Raw genomic sequence first — 15,806 nt, 5'->3', positions numbered from 1 at the left:
GGCATGAGCACCGACAAGGCCCTCCACTGGCGCGATCTTCCGGCGCCGGTCCTGTCCCTGCTGCGGCAGGGCACTGTCATCCCCGCGCACCCGCTGGCGCTCGACGCCGAGCGGAACTTCGACAAGCAATCGCAGCGGGCACTGAGCCGCTACTACCTCGATGCCGGCTCCGGTGGGCTGGCGGTGGGCGTGCATTCCACGCAATTCGCCATCCGCGAGGTCGGGCTCTATCGCCCTGTCCTCGAACTCGCCATCGAGACGGCGCGCGACTGGACCGACCGGCCGCTGGTCATGATCGCGGGCGCGGTCGGCAAGACGGCGCAGGCGATCGAGGAAGCGCGTACCGCGCGGTCACTCGGCTACCACGCGGTGCTGCTGTCGCTGGCCGCGCTGAAGGGCGTGAGCGAGGACGAACTGATCGAGCATTGCGCCGCCGTCGCGAGGGAGATGCCGCTGATCGGCTTCTACCTGCAGACTGCAGTGGGCGGCATCAAGCTGTCGCGCGAGTTCTGGACCCGCTTCGCCGCGATCGACAATGTCGTGGCAATCAAGGTGGCGCCGTTCAACCGCTACCGCACGCTCGATGTCTGCTTCGGCATCGCCGCGGCGCACGCCGAGGAGCGCATCACCCTCTACACCGGCAACGACGATCACATCGTGGCCGATCTGGTGACGCCGATGGTTGTACGCACCGGCAATCGCGAGGTGACCTTGCGCTTCCAGGGTGGCCTGCTCGGCCACTGGAGCGTTTGGACGCGCGGCGCGGCGAAGATGCTGGAACGGCTCAAGCTCTCGGTGTCGAACGGCGCGATCCCGCCCGAGGTGCTAGCGCTCGATTCATTCGTGACGGACTGCAACAGCGTCGTGTTCGACGTCGACCATGATTTCGCCGGCTGCATTCCGGGCTGCCACGAAGTCCTGCGGCGACAGGGCCTTCTGAAGTCGATCGAATGTCTCGATCCACACGAGAAGCTGAGCCCCGGCCAGAGCGAAGGCATCGACCGGCTCTACGCGACCTATCCCGAGCTTCATGACGACGCCTTCGTGGCGGCGAACCTCGAGCGCTGGCGGAACTGACCCGTTGGAAGATCTTTTCTCGACACATGACGCACTGGCCGTCGCGAAGCTGGTCCGCCACCGCCAGATCGGTGCCCGGGAACTGCTCTACACCACTCTGGTGCGGCTGCGCGAGGCCAATGGCCGCCTGAACGCGATCACGGATTTCTACGAAGGCGACCTGCTCGACAGGTCCGTCGCGGCGGCGGGCGATGGCCCGTTCCATGGCATTCCCTTCGTCGTGAAGCAGCTCATGGCCGATTGTGCCGGCACGCCGACCACGGTCGGCTCGCGCTTCTTCGCGAAGCAACCCGTGGCCGTAAATGACAGCGCCGCGGTGGCACGCATGCGCCGCGCTGGCCTGGTGATCGTTGGCCGCAGCAACACCAGCGAGTTTGGCCTCGCGCCAACGACGGAGCCCGCCTTCGGCGGCGCAACGGTCAATCCCTGGCGTGTCGACCTGTCGCCGGGTGGTTCTTCGGGAGGTTCGGCGGCCATCGTGGCAGCGCGGGCGCTGCCGATGGCGCATGCGACCGACGGCGGCGGCTCGATCCGCATTCCGGCCTCCCTGTGCGGCCTGTTCGGACTGAAGCCTTCGCGCGGCCGCATCAGCCTGGCGCCGATTGGCGAGACGCTGGCCGGCGCGGGCGCGCAGCTTTGTGTGTCGATCTCCGTTCGAGACAGCGCGGCGCTGCTCGACGCGCTAACCGGCGGCGAACCCGGCGATCCCTATGGCGCGCCCGAAGCCCGGGGCTCGTTCCTCGACGCGACCAAGCGCGCGCCGGGCAGGCTCCGTGTCGCGTTCCTGCGCAAGCCCGTCGGCTGGGAATCGATGGAGCCGGCGCTGGTCGCGGCCGTCGAGCGCACGGCGAAGCGGCTGGAGGCGCTCGGCCATCACGTCGAGGAGGCCGCGCCCGAATACGATGCCGCGGCGGCCGGCAAGGCCTTCGGCACGGTGATGTGCGCCAACACCTTCACCAACATCCAGCTGCGGGCCAATGGCCGCGTGCCGGGGCCGGGCGATCTGGAACCGGTCACGCAGCTCTATGCGGAGCAGGGCGGCAGGATAAGTGCCCACGACTATATCCGCGCGGTGCAGGTCTTCCACCGCACCGGTCGGCAACTCGGAGCCTTCTTCGAGGGCTTCGACATTCTCCTCTCGCCGACCATCGCCCGCACGTCGCTGCCGCTGGGCACGGTGCGCATGGATGAAAGTCTGGAGAAGTACGAGGAGGGGCTCGCGCCGATGGTGGCCTTCACCTCCGTCTGCAATGCCGCCGGCGTGCCCGCCATGTCCGTGCCGCTCGAATGGACGGAGGACGATCTGCCGATCGGGATGCATTTCGTCGCCCGCTACGGCGCGGAAGCCACGCTGTTGTCACTGGCCGCCCAGCTGGAACAGGCGCATCCGTGGCGAAATCGGCGTCCTCGGAGGTGAAGTGACGTGATGGGCAATTTCTGGCGCATCGTGGTTGCGGGCTTCGTCGCCGGCGCGCTCAGCGTGCTGGTGTTCCATCAGTGGGGCTTCTACATCGCCGCCGAACTGGGCTTCGGCCGGCCCAATCTCTACAACACGCGGCCGGTGCCGCCCTGGGGCGTTCCGGCCATCGTCTCGCTGGCCTTCTGGGGCGGTCTTTGGGGTGTCCTCGGCGCCTTCGTGGTCGCACGCCTGCCCGGCATCCTGAAAGGGCCTCTGGGGTGGATGCTGTTCGCGATCACGCTTGTGTTGGCAGTGAACTGGTTCGTCGTCCTGCCGATCAAGGGCGTGCCGGTCGGCGGCGGCTGGCGGCTGCCGGGCGTGATCGTCGTGCCGACGGTCTATGCACTCTGGGGCTTCGGCATGTGGCTGTTCTACGGACTCATTCGCAAGCTGTTCAAGTAGCCCGCCTGGCCGGCGCCCCGCGTCAGAGCTTGCGCAGCACCATGTGTGAGCCGCCGCCCCAGATCGGGAGATAGGCCATCTTGTAGCCGGCGCCGCCGGTCACGATCGGATGGATCGCCTCGGGAGAGGCCGCGACATCCTTGCCCTCGTCGAACAGGTACTGCTGGACGCGCTTGAGATCCCAGCCTTCGTGGCGGGCGATTTTCTCCGCGAGTTCCAGCGGCAGCAGAAGCACCTGTTCGCCGCGCGCGCTCTTGCGGCTCTGGCCCGACATCATGATCTCCGCGCGCATGCCGGCGGCGACGGGGTCGAGGATCGCCTCGGGCGTGGCGCCTTCGCCGTCCCCTGGCAGCACCTCGGCCGTGCCAGAAATGCCCATCACGGTGATGGCGCTCTCGTCTTTGCCGAGGCCGTGGCGTTCGGTGAAGGTGGGGAAGGGGCCTTCGTCGCGTTCGGCGAAGCACAGCGTGAACTTGGCCGGCTGGCCCATCGTCGCCATGTCACCCGTGTCCGAGCGCGCGCCGCCGATGTTGCGCAGGCAGAGCTGCAGGGCGCGGCCGATGCAGGCATTGGCGCGCGTGCCGGGGCCGATGGCGTTGGTCAGGGCGTTGACGCCTAGCTTGCGCGCGATCGGGCCGTGGACGCAGAGCGCGACGGCGGCGCTGCCGGTGGTGGTGGCGATGCCGAGAAGATTGAAGTCGGGCTCGAGCAGGGCCTGCGCCGCCGCCAGTACGACCGGCAGTTCCGCCGGCACGCAGCCCGCGATCACGCATTGATAGGCGACGGCCTCGGGCGTGATGTCGCCGAACATCGGCGGCATCATCCCAAGCGAGTCCGCCCGGTTGGCGACGCCCGCAATCATGGCGTCGAGTCGCTTTTGCGTCGGAGGCACCAGAGGGAGGCCGTCCGAGAGTTCGGCTTCCGTCAGGATCTGCTGTGCGCTTTCCCAGGCCGTCGACTCGTCGACGACCGGCCAGCCGCACCACTCGTTCATCGGGCGATGCGCGTGCAGGCGACGGTGGTGCCGCCGAACGACGGAATGAACGCCGAATGCTTGCCCGGCCCGCCCGCCACGGTGATGTGGATGTCGCCCGGATCGCGGCCGATCGTCAGCCAGTCACCATCCGGCTTGTGGCCGGTGGTCTCGTACGTCACGAGGTTCTCTTTCGAGACGCGCGAGAGATGGACTCGCGAGCGCTTCCACAGTTCCTCGCGGATGCTGTCGATCGTGAAGCCGTCGCGCTTCAGGGTCGCGGCGTGCTCTGGGCCGATGATGACGAACATCGGGCCCTTGCCGTAGATCGTATTGGCGCCCGGATTGGACATGCCACCGGCAAAGGTGGTCAGGAGGCCGTCGCCCGTGGTCGAGCCGTGGTCGTTGAGATTATGCGGGCCTTCGCCCGACATCACCGTCACGACCGAGTCCGTGGGCGCGAAGCCGCGCTGCACGTGATAGGGCGTCCACGGGTTCTCTTCCTCGTTCTCGCCGAAGCAGAAGGTGAACTTGGCGGGATTGCCCTGGGTCGAGCGGTCCATCTCGCCCGGCTTGGCACCTGCCACGTTCAGCAGCATCAGGCCGAGCGCGCGGCCGATCGTGGCGTTGGCCTGGCGACCCTGGCCGAAGCAGTTGGTGCCGCAGTTGATGTTGAGCTCGTGCCGGATCGGGCCGCTCACCATGACCATCGGCGCACAGGAGTGCGTGGTCGCGAGCGTGCCGTGGAGATTGTATTCCGGGTCGAGCACGCCACGCAGGGCGGCGGTCACCACCGGGAAGTACTCCGCCTTGCAGCCGGCCATGACTGCGTTCGCGGCCAGGGCCTGCAGCGTCGGGACGATCTGGCGCGGCGGCACCGGCGGGTAGGGGCGGTTGTCGCCGCGAACGGTCTCGACGAACTTCGCCACCTTGGCCTCGGTGGGGACGAAGAGCGGCATGCCGTCGCTCCAGCCCTGTTCGTTGGCGTACTCGTTGAAGGCCTCGACATCCATGTCGCCGATGTCGATCACTTCCTGTTCGGCGATGTCCTTCATTTGCTCGTCGCCTCGGTCAGTCCCTTGGTGGCTGCTTCGATGCGTTCCCGCAGCTCTTCGGCATTCAGGCCGCCGACGGGGTGCTTCACTACGATAAGGCGCGCTTCGACCTTGCGGGCTTTCGCCTGGGCGAGGACCAGCGGTTTGAAAGTCTCAGTGGCGATCACGAAAGCGGTGATGCCGAGCTTCTCGAGTTCGAGGCTGTCGTGGAAACTCCACGATGAACAGCTTCCTCAATCACCTAAGGCTAGAAGCGCTGCCTTGTAGTTCTTGGCGACCTTCTCGATCAGCTCCTTCGGCGCGGGCTGGCTGGCGCTGTTCTTGGCATGGAAGTGGATGTTGTCCACCGGACGGTGTGCGCCGAGCATGGCGCGGACGCCTTCCAGAAGCTCACGGGCATTCGGCTTGGAATTGGAGATCAGGGCAATGGCGTCGGTCGCCCAGTTCACGGGCTGCAAGGTCACCTTGGCGGGACCGGCGGCGGCCATGCCAAAGCTCGGATTGAAGATACGCATGTCTGCTTTCCTCCACGCTATTTGTTCAACGCCGCGACGACCGTCTTGGCGACGCGTTGGCCGTCCGCGATCGCGTCGGCCAGGTATTCCTTGGAGTCGGACCGGACGTCGCCGGCGGCGAATACCAGCGGCTGGCCGGTCTGGCCCTGTGCATCGACAACGATATGCCCCGTGGCGTCGCGTGCAAGCGAATCCGGCACAAATTCCGCAGCGGGAGACCGGCCCTCGTAAACGAACACGGCATTCGTCGAAACGCGGTTTCGCTGGCCGTCATTTTCGATGGTGACCGCCTCGAGGCCATTGCTGCCTTCGAGGGCGACGATGCGTCCCGGCTGGGCCGTCACGCCCTCGGGCACGGGGCCGGTCGGGGCGCCGAGCATGGTGATGTCGCCAGCAATACCGACCAGGACGGCAGCCTCGTAAGGCGCCCAGCCGGTCGCGCCGGCGACGATTACGGGCTGGCCGGCGTAGAGTGGGCCGTCGCAATTGGCGCAGTGCGAAAGGCCGCGGCCTTCATATTCATCCTCGCCCGGAATGCCGAGCTTGCCCTTGTTCAGGCCGGTCGCCACGACGACGGAGCGCGCACTGTGGCGCTCGCCGTCGGTCGTCTCGACCTCGAAGGGGCCGGTCCCGGCAATCGCGGAGACCTCGCCGAAGCCGATCTCCACGCCCGCCACGGCGGCGTCGTCGGTAAGGCGCGCGGCCATCGTCGTGCCGTCGAACATTTCCTCGAAATCGTGAAGGGCGCCGAGGTTGATGATTTCGCCACCGGGGGCGAGCTTGTCGAGGCAGAGCGCCTTCAGGCCCGCGCGGGCGATTTCGGTGGCGGCGGTAAGTCCAGCCGGACCGGCGCCGATGACGATCACGTCGTAGGAGGGGGTAATCATGGCTGCATTTAATCCGTGCTCGCGCGACGGAGCGCAAGCGGCATTTCGGCCGCCCGACCCCGGCTTGGCCGGCATTCGGCGACACCCCGTGGCTTGTGGTCCGCGATTTGCAGGCGGCCTATCTTGAGCTTGCCAGTGCCCGAGAAAGCATCGTAGGTCGCAAGGACAGGGAGACAGAAACAAGGCATGGCGTATTTCACGCAACAGCTGATCAACGCAATCACGCTGGGCGCCATCTACGGGCTGATCGCCATTGGTTACACGATGGTCTACGGCATCATCGGCATGATCAACTTCGCACACGGCGAAGTCTTCATGATCGGCGCGTTCATCTCGCTGATCGGCTTCATCATCTGCGGCAGTCTCGGCATCAGCTCGGCGCCCATCGCCATCGTCCTGGTCCTGCTGCTGGCCATGTCCTTCTCCGCCGTCTACGGCTGGGCAATAGAACGAACGGCCTATCGACCGTTGCGAGGTTCGTTCCGCCTGGCGCCACTGATTTCAGCGATCGGCGTTTCCATAGCGCTGCAGAACTACGTGCAGCTGGCGCAGGGCGCGCGACCAAAACCCGGCGGGCAGATCGTGTCGGGCGGCTTCAATCTCTTTACCGCCGACGGGTTCGACGTGCGCGTCACCTGGCTGCAGATCATCATCGTGCTGGTGACGGTCGTCCTGATGGCGGGCTTCACCTGGGTGATCGCCAGGACTTCGCTGGGACGCCAGCAGCGTGCCTGCGAGCAGGACATGAAGATGGCCTCCTTGCTGGGCGTCAACGTCGACCGCACCATCTCGCTCACCTTCGTGTTGGGCGCGGCGCTGGCTGCGGTCGCCGGCATGCTCTTCCTGATGTACTACGGCATCATCGACTTCTTCATCGGCTTCCTGGCCGGCATCAAGGCCTTCACGGCTGCCGTCTTGGGCGGCATCGGCTCGCTGCCGGGTGCCATGCTGGGCGGGCTGCTGATCGGGCTGATCGAGGTGTTCTGGGCCGGCTACTTCTCGAGCGAATACAAGGACGTCGCGGCCTTCGCGATCCTGGTGCTGGTGCTGATCTTCCGGCCGAGCGGCCTGCTCGGCAAGCCGGAGATCGAGAAGGTCTGAGCGCATGGGCCCGCGTCTCCCTCTCATGCTGAAGGATGCGGGTCTCACCGCTTTCGTTGCCGCGGCCCTCGGCTTCTTCGTCGTTGGCTTCCGCACCGTCGACCAGGGCGGCGGGAAGGGGCTGGGCTTCGACTACCAACTGGTCGATCTCGCCGTGGCGGTCGTTGCGATCTTCGTCGGGCGCCTCGGCCTCTCCATGGCGGCGAACGGCCTGCGCTGGCCCGCCATTCTATTGGGTGTCGCCATGATCGCGGCCGGCGCCTCGCCGATGAAATTGCCGTCAGGCTTCCTGCACTGGTTCGTGGGGCTGGGCGGCGTCGTGCTGGTGATCCGCGCGATCTGGCCGTGGGCCAACGACGCGATGGGCACGGCGGCGCGGACCCCCTCCGGCGTGGCGCTGGGCAAGGCCGGGGCCAAATGGTTCGGCTGGCTTCTGCTGGCCGGGGCGGTCCTGCTGCCGGCCATGCCGTTCGCGGACCAGAAGACGATGGATCTCGGCGTGCTGATCCTGACCTATGTGATGCTGGGCTGGGGGCTGAACATCGTGGTCGGGCTCGCAGGCCTGCTCGACCTCGGGTACGTGGCCTTCTACGCTGTCGGCGCCTACGCCTATGCGTTGCTCAGCACGCAGTATGGGCTTGGCTTCTGGACGGTACTGCCGCTTGCGGGAATGATGGCGGCGCTGTTCGGCATCATGCTGGGCTTTCCGGTCCTGCGCCTGCGCGGCGACTATCTTGCCATCGTGACCCTGGGCTTCGGCGAGATCATCCGCCTGGTGCTGCTCAACTGGTTCGACCTGACGAACGGTCCGGCCGGCATCGGCTCCATTCCCGGACCGACCCTGTTCGGCGCCGTGTTCGCCGAGACGCCGCCGCCGGGCAAGCAGACCGTATCGGAGATGCTGGGCATCGCCTTCGACGGCAATCACCGGCTGATCTTCCTCTATTACATCATCCTCGGCCTGGCGCTGATCACCAACCTGTTCACCCAGCGCATGCGGCGGCTGCCGGTCGGTCGCGCCTGGGAGGCGTTGCGCGAGGACGAGACGGCCTGCCAGGCGCTGGGCATCAATCCCACCAACACCAAGCTCACGGCGTTCGCCATCGGCGCCATGTTCGCGGGCTTTGCCGGCTCGTTCTTCGCCGCCAAGCAGCGCTTCATCAGTCCCGAGAGTTTCGTGTTCATCGAATCGGCGATCATCCTGGCCATCGTCGTGCTGGGCGGCATGGGCAGCCAGATTGGCGTCGTGCTGGCGGCGGTGCTGCTGATCGGCCTGCCCGAATGGTTCCGCGACCTCGGCAACTACCGCATGCTGGCCTTCGGCCTCGCCATGGTCCTGATCATGGTGTTCCGGCCGCGCGGCCTCGTCTCCAGCCGCGAACCGTCGATAAGGCTGCATCCGGCGGGCTCAGGAGGCGGTGGATGAGCGCGCCGCTGATCGAGGTCGAGCATCTCACCATGCGTTTCGGCGGGCTGGTTGCCATCGACGACGTTTCGTTCGCGGCTCGGTCGCACGCCATCACCGCCGTCATCGGGCCCAACGGCGCCGGCAAGACCACCATCTTCAACTGCATCACCGGCTTCTACAAGCCCACGATCGGGCGGCTGACCCTGCGCGGCGTCGGCAGTGAATTCCTGCTCGAGCGGATGCGCGGCCACGAGATCGGCCAGAAGGCGAGGGTGGCGCGCACCTTCCAGAACATCCGCCTGTTCTCCGGCATGACGGTGCTGGAGAACCTGATGGTCGCACAGCACAACAAGCTGATGCGCGCGTCGGGCTGGAGCCTGCTGGGGCTGGTGGGCGCCGGTCGCTTCCAGCGCGCCGAGGCGGCCGCGATCGAGCTGGCCCGGCTCTGGCTGGAGCGCATCGGACTGGTGGCGGATGCCGACCGACCGGCCGGCGAGCTGCCCTACGGCGCCCAGCGGCGTCTCGAGATCGCCCGCGCCATGTGCACCGAGCCGGTGCTGCTCTGCCTCGACGAGCCGGCCGCGGGCCTCAACCCGCGAGAATCGGCCGAGCTCAACCAGCTCCTGGTCTCGATCCGCGACCGTGACGGGATCGGCGTGCTGCTGATCGAGCACGACATGAGCGTGGTGATGAACATCTCCGACCACATCGTCGTGCTCGACTACGGCCGCAAGATCGCCGAGGGGGCGCCGCTTGCGGTGCGTAACGACCCGGCGGTGATCCGTGCCTATCTCGGCACCGACGAGGAGGCGATCGATGGCTGAACCCTCGATCCTCTCGGTGAAGGGCGTCGAGACTTTCTACGGCGCCATCCAGGCGCTGCACGGGGTCGATCTCGACGTGACGCGCGGCGAGATCGTGACGCTGATCGGCGCCAACGGCGCGGGCAAGTCGACCCTGCTGATGACGATCTGCGGCAATCCTCGCGCGCGCGGCGGCAAGATCACCTTCGACGGCGAGGACATCACGACCCTGCCGACCCATCAGATCGTGCGGCGCGGCGTGGCGCAGGTGCCGGAGGGGCGGCGCATCTTCGCGCGCATGAGCGTCTACGAGAACCTGCAGATGGGCGCGATCCTGGGCGACCCGGCCAGCTTCAAGTCGGACATCGACCGGGTCTTTGCGATGTTCCCGCGGCTGGCCGAGCGGCGCGACCAGCGCGGCGGCACGCTGTCGGGCGGCGAGCAGCAGATGCTGGCCATCGGGCGGGCGTTGATGAGCCGGCCGCGCCTCCTTCTTCTCGACGAACCGTCGCTCGGCCTGGCGCCCCTGATCGTGCGTCAGATCTTCGACTCGATCGGCCGCATCGCGCGGGAGGAGGGGGTGACGATCTTTCTGGTCGAGCAGAACGCCTTTCATGCGCTGCGACTCGCCGACCGCGGCTACGTGCTGGCCAACGGCCGGGTGCGGCTCAGCGGCAGCGGCAAGGAGCTGTTGGCCAACCAGGAGGTCCGGGCGGCCTATCTCGAAGGCGGCCACGCATGAGCCCACTCGACACCTTCATGTTCGACTGGTTGGGCGACACGCTGTTCAACGTGGTGCTGTTCAACCTCGTTCTGATCGGGCCGGCCTCGTTCGCGGCGGGACATGCCGTGGCGCTGACCTGGCGGCCCTGGCCGCAGATCGTGTTCTACACGGCGCTCCTGTCGGCGACGCTGCGCTTCCTCGACTATGCGCTGGCCGGCGGCGAGCTCTTGTCGCTGGCGGGCTTCGCGCTGGGCTGGGCGGTCCAACTGGCGATCGCGGCCTTTGCCTTCAGGCTCACCCGGGCGCGCCAGATGGTGCGCCAGTATCCCTGGCTCTATAGGCGCAAAGGCTTGCTGGGCTGGGACGAGCGGCCCTAATGTATCGAGATGCTCCGCGCGTGCGGAGGAGGCTCAACCAACAAGGGAGACCCGGATGAAGAAGATGTACGGCACTCTGGCCGTCGCAGCCGTCGCGCTGATGGCGACGCCCGCGTTTGCCCAGATCAAGATCGGCTCGGCCGGCCCCATGACCGGCTCGAACGCGGCGTTCGGCGAGCAGCTCCGGCGCGGCGCGGAGATGGCGGTTGCGGACATCAATGCCGCCGGCGGCGTCAATGGGCAGAAGCTTGAACTGGTGATCGGCGACGATGCCTGCGATCCCAAGCAGGCAACCGCGGTCGCCAACAAGATGGTGTCGGACAAGGTCGTGTTCGTGGCCGGGCACTTCTGCTCGGGCTCGTCGATCCCGGCCTCGGACATCTACAAGGAAGGCAAGATCCTGCAGATCACGCCGGCCTCGACCAACCCGAAGCTGACGGACGACGCGGCCGGCAAGGGCAACACCACGGTGTTCCGCACCTGCGGCCGCGACGACGTGCAGGGCACGACGGTCGGCAACTACATCCTGAAGAACAACAAGACGGCCAAGGTTGCGATCCTCCACGACAAGTCGCCGTACGGCAAAGGCGTGGCCGACGAGACCAAGAAGGCCCTGAACAAGGGCGGTCTGCGCGAGACCATGTACGAGGCCTATAACGACACCGACAAGGACTTTGCCGCGCTGATCAACAAGATGAAGCAGGCGAAGATCGATATCATCGTGCTCGGCGGCTACCACACCGCGGGTGCGCTGATCATCAAGCAGGCGCGTGAGCAGGGCCTGGCGGCCAACATGATGGGCTTCGATGCGCTCGAGACGGCCGAGTTCGCCCAGCTGGGCGGCGCGGCGACCAACGGCGTGATGATGTCGTTCCCGCCCAAGGCCGAGGACGACCCCAAGAATGCCGCCCTGGTGAAGAAGTTCCGCGACGCCAAGTACAATCCGGAAGGCTACACGCTGTTCAGCTACGCCGCCGTGAAGGCCTGGGCCGATGCCGCCAACAAGGCGAAGTCGGTCGATGCCGTCACCGTCGCCAAGCAGCTTCGCACCGGCAAGTACGACTCGGCCGTCGGCGTCCTGGAATTTGACGCCAAGGGCGACATCAAGGACGCGGTCTACGACATCTACGTCTGGAAGGACGGGAAGTCGGCGCCGATGAAGAAGTAGGGCAAATCGCCCTTGCGAGGCAAAGGCCCGGCGTCAGCCGGGCCTTTTGTTTTGCCGGAGCTGGCGTATGTCGCTGGGCGTGCGCCGGTAGACTTCGGAGAAGACGGTATTGAAACGCCGCAGGCTGGTGAAGCCAGCGCGTGCCGCGACCTCCAGCATCGGCAACCTGGTCTGGTCGAGGAGCCGCTTGGCACGCTGGACCCGCAGTGTCCGCGCCACCTGCAACGGACTGGCGCCGATGTGACGCTGGAACAGCCGGCCGAGATGGCGTGAGCCGATGCCTAGTCGTTCGGCAAGATCGTCGACGCCCGCGTGATCGAGCGCTCCGTCGCGCAGCAGCCGCATGGCGCGCTGCACCGTCGTGCGCGATCCCCGCCACGCCGGCGAGAAGGGGGCCGTCTCTGGCCGGCAACGCAGGCACGGGCGGAAGCCGGCAACCTCGGCTGCGGCGGCCGTCGGATAGAACTGGACGTTCTTTCCCTGGGCGGGCCGCACCGGACAGACCGGCCGGCAGTAGATGCGCGTGGTCCGTACGCCGGAGAAGAACCGGCCGTCGTAGCGACGGTCGCGTCCGATGCGGGCGCGTTCGCAGACCTCGTGGTCGAGCATGACGATGGAGTCCGATTCCGGCGAGTCGACTTTCGCCGCTCATGTTACGTCGCGCGGCATGACGATCAATGTTCTCGACAATCCGGTCTGGCACGCCCTTGTGGGGCCTCACCGAAATCACGCGACCGGCCGTGGAGCGGCCCGCCACTATCCGCGCGACATCGCACCTTTCTCTGCGATCCTCGAGCCGTCGGATCAGGCCTATGCCGACCTTGCTGCAGATCTTTCGGTCGGCACCGAGGCACGCCTGTTCCGGCCGACAGAGGAGCCGCTTCCAGCCGGCTGGGATGATCTCGGTCGCTTTCCGCTGCTGCAGATGGTGGCGACACGAACTCCGGAGGGTGGCGGCGAGGCGATTTCGACGCTCTCCTCGGCCGACGCCGCGGCAATGCTCGAGCTCGTCGAGCTGGCCCAACCCGGTCCGTTCGGACGCCGTACGCCGCTGCTGGGCCGCTATCTCGGCATCTGGCAAGGAGATCGCCTTATGGCCATGGCGGGCGAGCGGCTGCGCTTGCCGGGCCATGTCGAGTTGAGCGCAATCTGCGTCCATCCGGAGGCACGGGGACAAGGACACGCGGCCAGGCTGGTGCGGCGGCTGATGCGGTTGGCCTTTGAGAACGACGAAGTGCCATTTCTGCACGTACGACCCGACAACCAGGCGGCGATCGACCTTTATCGTCACCAGGGCTTCGAAACCCGCCGCGAACTCATGGTCCTGTGGCGCCGGCCGGGATGAGCGAAGGGGGCGACCGCCACGGCGCGCAGTCGTCTGGGCCGCCTCGGGTGCGATTGCGTGGCTATGTCGTGCCATTTCTGCTGGCGGCGGGCGTACAAGCCCTCGTGGGGGCGATTGTCGCACTGGGCCGACGAATTTCCTGAGCCAATTCAGTGTCTTGTGGGTCACCTTCCACGATTTTGCGAAACGGTGACATCGCGGCCCCGGATATGGTATCGGGGGGCTCAATAGCTAGAGGGGGTCGATCGTCGAAATGCCGGGTGGCACCATCGCGGTCGCGTCGGATCATGCCGGCTTCGACCTTAAGGAAAGTCTGAAACGGGACCTGCAGGAAGCGGGTCACGAAGTGCTGGACCTCGGCACGCATTCGACCGCATCCGTCGACTATCCGGACTTCGGAAAGGCGATGGGCGACGCCATTGCCTCGGGCAAGGCCGAGCGCGGCGTGCTCGTCTGCGGCAGCGGGATCGGTATTTCCATTGCGGCAAACCGCAATCCCAAGGTTCGCGCAGTCCTCGCGCACGATGTGACCTCGGCGCGCCTGTCGCGCGAGCATAACGATGCGAACGTCATCGCCTTCGGCCAGCGCCTGACCGGTATCGAGGTCGCGCGCGAGGCGTTGAAGGTCTTTCTCGCGACGAAGTTCGAAGGCGGCCGCCATGCCGGCCGCGTCGACAAGCTTTCGAAGGGTTGAGTATCATGAGCCAAGCCGCTGCAAAGACGGTCGATTCGCCGTTGCCGATGTTCACCACGAGTCTCGCCGAAGCGGATCCCGCGATCGACGCGGTGCTGAAGGGCGAACTGCATCGCCAGCGTGAGCAGATCGAGCTGATCGCCTCGGAGAACATCGTCTCACGGGCGGTGCTCGAGGCGGCCGGCTCGGTGCTGACGAACAAGTACGCGGAAGGCTACCCGCGTCGCCGCTACTACGGTGGTTGCGAGGAAGTCGACAAGGCCGAGGACCTGGCCATCGAGCGCGCGAAGAAGCTCTTCGACTGCTCGTTCGCCAACGTGCAGCCGCATTCCGGCGCGCAGGCCAACCAGGCTGTGTTCATGGCGCTGCTGCAGCCGGGAGACACGTTCCTCGGCATGGCGCTCGACCAGGGTGGCCATCTCACGCACGGCTCGCCGGCCAACCAGTCGGGCAAGTGGTTCAAGGTCGTGTCCTACGGACTGAAGCCCGACACGCATCTGATCGACTACGAGCAGATGGAAGAGGCGGCCCGCCGCGAGAAGCCCAAGGTGATCATCGCCGGCGCCTCGGCCTATTCACGTCACATCGACTGGGCGCGTTTCCGCAAGGTGGCCGACGAGGTCGGCGCCTACTTCATGGTCGACATGGCGCACTATGCCGGTCTCGTGGCGGCCGGCGTCTATCCGAGCCCGCTGCCCCACGCCCATGTCGTGACGACGACGACGCACAAGACGCTACGCGGCCCCCGCGGCGGCATGATCCTGTCGAACGATGCCGAGCTCGGGAAGAAGATCAACTCGGCGGTGTTCCCCGGCCTGCAGGGCGGCCCGCTGATGCACATCATCGCCGCCAAGGCCGTGGCATTCGGCGAGGCGCTGAAGCCGGACTTCAAGGTCTACGCCCAGAACGTGATCGACAATGCGCGTGCGCTCGCCGCCGTGTTGACCGAGCGCGGGTTGAAGATCGTCTCCGGCGGGACCGACAGCCACGTCATGCTGGTCGACCTGCGTCCGAAGAAGGCGACCGGCGTGTCGGCGGAGAAGGTGCTCGATCGCGCCGGCATCACGACCAACAAGAACAGCATCCCGGGCGATCCGGAGAAATACACGGTGACCTCGGGCGTGCGGCTCGGCTCGCCGGCGGGAACGACGCGCGGCTTCGGCGTCGCCGAGTTCCAGCAGATCGGCCATCTCATCGCCGATGTGCTCGACGGCATCGCCAAGAACGGTCCGGACGGAGACGCCCAGGTCGAGGCCCAAGTTCGCGCCAAGGTTCACGCCCTGTGCGCGCGCTTCCCGATCTACCGCGACTGACAAGGCGCCAAGCCGGAACGAACGGGGGAACGAGATGCGCTGTCCATTCTGCGGTCACGAGGACACACAAGTTAAGGACTCGCGGCCGACCGACGACAATTCGGCGATCCGCCGGCGGCGCTACTGCCCGTCCTGCGGCTCGCGCTTCACGACCTTCGAGCGGGTGCAGTTGCGCGAGCTGACGGTGGTGAAGAAGAACGGACAGCGGGTGCAGTTCGACCGTGACAAGCTGGCGCGTTCCATCCAGGTCGCGTGCCGCAAGCGGCCTGTCGATCCGGAGCGGATGGAGCGCGTGGTGAACGGAATAGTTCGCCGGCTCGAGAGTTCCGGCGAGAGCGAGATTCCGTCGACGCAGATCGGCGAACTGGTGATGGATGCGCTGCGTGCGCTCGATCCGGTGGCCTACGTGCGGTTCGCCTCGGTCTATCGCAACTTCCGCGAGGCCCGTGACTTCGAGGAGTTCATCTCCGACCTGGCCGATACCGCCCACTTCAAGGACTGACGC

The 15,806-nt window shown here is 66.5% G+C and carries 18 protein-coding genes; 13 read left to right on the top strand and 5 right to left on the bottom strand.

Annotated elements, in window-relative coordinates; genetic code table 11:
- The first annotated feature begins 3 nt into the window (after positions 1–3).
- The 3 genes from ACQY78_RS03755 to ACQY78_RS03745 are packed head-to-tail and all read left to right on the top strand — an operon-like array spanning position 4 to position 2,938.
- Positions 4–1,077 carry a dihydrodipicolinate synthase family protein gene (locus tag ACQY78_RS03755; protein WP_428682877.1) on the top strand — a complete coding sequence of 358 codons (1,074 nt, stop codon included), beginning with the start codon at positions 4–6 and terminating at the stop codon, positions 1,075–1,077.
- A gap of 4 nt (positions 1,078–1,081) precedes the next feature.
- Positions 1,082–2,494 carry an amidase gene (locus ACQY78_RS03750; RefSeq protein ID WP_428682875.1) on the top strand — a complete coding sequence of 471 codons (1,413 nt, stop codon included), beginning with the start codon at positions 1,082–1,084 and terminating at the stop codon, positions 2,492–2,494.
- 6 nt (positions 2,495–2,500) lie between these two features.
- Positions 2,501–2,938, top strand: coding sequence for a hypothetical protein (locus ACQY78_RS03745; RefSeq protein ID WP_428682873.1), 438 nt, complete (start codon positions 2,501–2,503; stop codon positions 2,936–2,938).
- Between the two features lie 22 nt (positions 2,939–2,960).
- Here ACQY78_RS03745 and ACQY78_RS03740 read toward each other — a convergent pair whose 3' ends face one another.
- Genes ACQY78_RS03740 through ACQY78_RS03725 form a run of 4 tightly spaced genes read right to left on the bottom strand, consistent with a single transcriptional unit; the run spans position 2,961 to position 6,368 of the window.
- Positions 2,961–3,932, bottom strand: a complete 972-nt coding sequence (locus tag ACQY78_RS03740; protein WP_428682871.1) for a hypothetical protein — start codon at positions 3,930–3,932, stop codon at positions 2,961–2,963.
- Positions 3,929–4,966 (bottom strand): hypothetical protein, encoded by a 1,038-nt coding sequence (locus tag ACQY78_RS03735; RefSeq protein ID WP_428682869.1) that lies wholly within the window; start codon positions 4,964–4,966, stop codon positions 3,929–3,931. Before ACQY78_RS03735 ends, ACQY78_RS03740 begins: the two co-directional genes overlap by 4 nt.
- On the bottom strand, positions 4,963–5,481 hold the full coding sequence (locus ACQY78_RS03730) for a UGSC family (seleno)protein (RefSeq protein ID WP_422036204.1): 519 nt from the start codon (positions 5,479–5,481) through the stop codon (positions 4,963–4,965). The genes ACQY78_RS03735 and ACQY78_RS03730 overlap by 4 nt, the downstream gene beginning before the upstream one ends.
- A gap of 17 nt (positions 5,482–5,498) precedes the next feature.
- The gene (locus tag ACQY78_RS03725) at positions 5,499–6,368 is read right to left on the bottom strand and encodes an NAD(P)/FAD-dependent oxidoreductase (protein ID WP_428682867.1); all 870 of its coding nucleotides are present in this window, start codon (positions 6,366–6,368) and stop codon (positions 5,499–5,501) included.
- A gap of 186 nt (positions 6,369–6,554) precedes the next feature.
- On the opposite strand from ACQY78_RS03725, the gene ACQY78_RS03720 reads away from it, so the two are divergent.
- The 6 genes from ACQY78_RS03720 to ACQY78_RS03695 are packed head-to-tail and all read left to right on the top strand — an operon-like array spanning position 6,555 to position 11,949.
- Positions 6,555–7,469 carry an ABC transporter permease subunit gene (locus ACQY78_RS03720; RefSeq protein WP_428682865.1) on the top strand — a complete coding sequence of 305 codons (915 nt, stop codon included), beginning with the start codon at positions 6,555–6,557 and terminating at the stop codon, positions 7,467–7,469.
- Between the two features lie 4 nt (positions 7,470–7,473).
- Positions 7,474–8,895 (top strand): high-affinity branched-chain amino acid ABC transporter permease LivM, encoded by a 1,422-nt coding sequence (gene livM, locus ACQY78_RS03715; RefSeq protein WP_428682863.1) that lies wholly within the window; start codon positions 7,474–7,476, stop codon positions 8,893–8,895.
- A complete protein-coding gene (locus ACQY78_RS03710) occupies positions 8,892–9,701 on the top strand; it encodes an ABC transporter ATP-binding protein (protein ID WP_428682861.1) in 810 nt (269 codons plus the stop codon). The genes livM and ACQY78_RS03710 overlap by 4 nt, the downstream gene beginning before the upstream one ends.
- Complete coding sequence (locus tag ACQY78_RS03705; RefSeq protein ID WP_428682859.1) at positions 9,694–10,422, top strand: ABC transporter ATP-binding protein; 729 nt, start codon at positions 9,694–9,696, stop codon at positions 10,420–10,422. The genes ACQY78_RS03710 and ACQY78_RS03705 overlap by 8 nt, the downstream gene beginning before the upstream one ends.
- Positions 10,419–10,781 (top strand): DUF6867 family protein, encoded by a 363-nt coding sequence (locus tag ACQY78_RS03700; RefSeq protein WP_428682857.1) that lies wholly within the window; start codon positions 10,419–10,421, stop codon positions 10,779–10,781. Before ACQY78_RS03705 ends, ACQY78_RS03700 begins: the two co-directional genes overlap by 4 nt.
- 55 nt (positions 10,782–10,836) lie before the next feature.
- Entirely contained in the window at positions 10,837–11,949 is a 1,113-nt protein-coding gene (locus ACQY78_RS03695; protein ID WP_428682855.1) for a branched-chain amino acid ABC transporter substrate-binding protein, read from the top strand.
- A gap of 33 nt (positions 11,950–11,982) precedes the next feature.
- Here ACQY78_RS03695 and ACQY78_RS03690 read toward each other — a convergent pair whose 3' ends face one another.
- Positions 11,983–12,558 (bottom strand): bifunctional transcriptional activator/DNA repair enzyme AdaA, encoded by a 576-nt coding sequence (locus tag ACQY78_RS03690; RefSeq protein ID WP_428682853.1) that lies wholly within the window; start codon positions 12,556–12,558, stop codon positions 11,983–11,985.
- Positions 12,559–12,616: 58 nt separating this feature from the next.
- On the opposite strand from ACQY78_RS03690, the gene ACQY78_RS03685 reads away from it, so the two are divergent.
- The 4 genes from ACQY78_RS03685 (at position 12,617) to nrdR (ending at position 15,803) form a co-directional block, all read left to right on the top strand.
- The gene (locus ACQY78_RS03685) at positions 12,617–13,294 is read left to right on the top strand and encodes a GNAT family N-acetyltransferase (RefSeq protein WP_428682851.1); all 678 of its coding nucleotides are present in this window, start codon (positions 12,617–12,619) and stop codon (positions 13,292–13,294) included.
- A 253-nt stretch (positions 13,295–13,547) separates the two neighbouring features.
- The gene (gene rpiB, locus ACQY78_RS03680; protein WP_428682849.1) at positions 13,548–13,988 is read left to right on the top strand and encodes a ribose 5-phosphate isomerase B; all 441 of its coding nucleotides are present in this window, start codon (positions 13,548–13,550) and stop codon (positions 13,986–13,988) included.
- Between the two features lie 5 nt (positions 13,989–13,993).
- Positions 13,994–15,301, top strand: coding sequence for a serine hydroxymethyltransferase (gene glyA / locus ACQY78_RS03675; protein ID WP_428682847.1), 1,308 nt, complete (start codon positions 13,994–13,996; stop codon positions 15,299–15,301).
- Positions 15,302–15,335: 34 nt separating this feature from the next.
- Entirely contained in the window at positions 15,336–15,803 is a 468-nt protein-coding gene (nrdR, locus tag ACQY78_RS03670; protein ID WP_304850666.1) for a transcriptional regulator NrdR, read from the top strand.
- The last annotated feature ends 3 nt before the right edge of the window (positions 15,804–15,806 follow it).

It is taken from the genome of Reyranella sp., assembly GCF_965279625.1.
GTDB lineage: Bacteria > Pseudomonadota > Alphaproteobacteria > Reyranellales > Reyranellaceae > Reyranella.
This window is presented reverse-complemented; position numbering and strand designations above follow the sequence as displayed.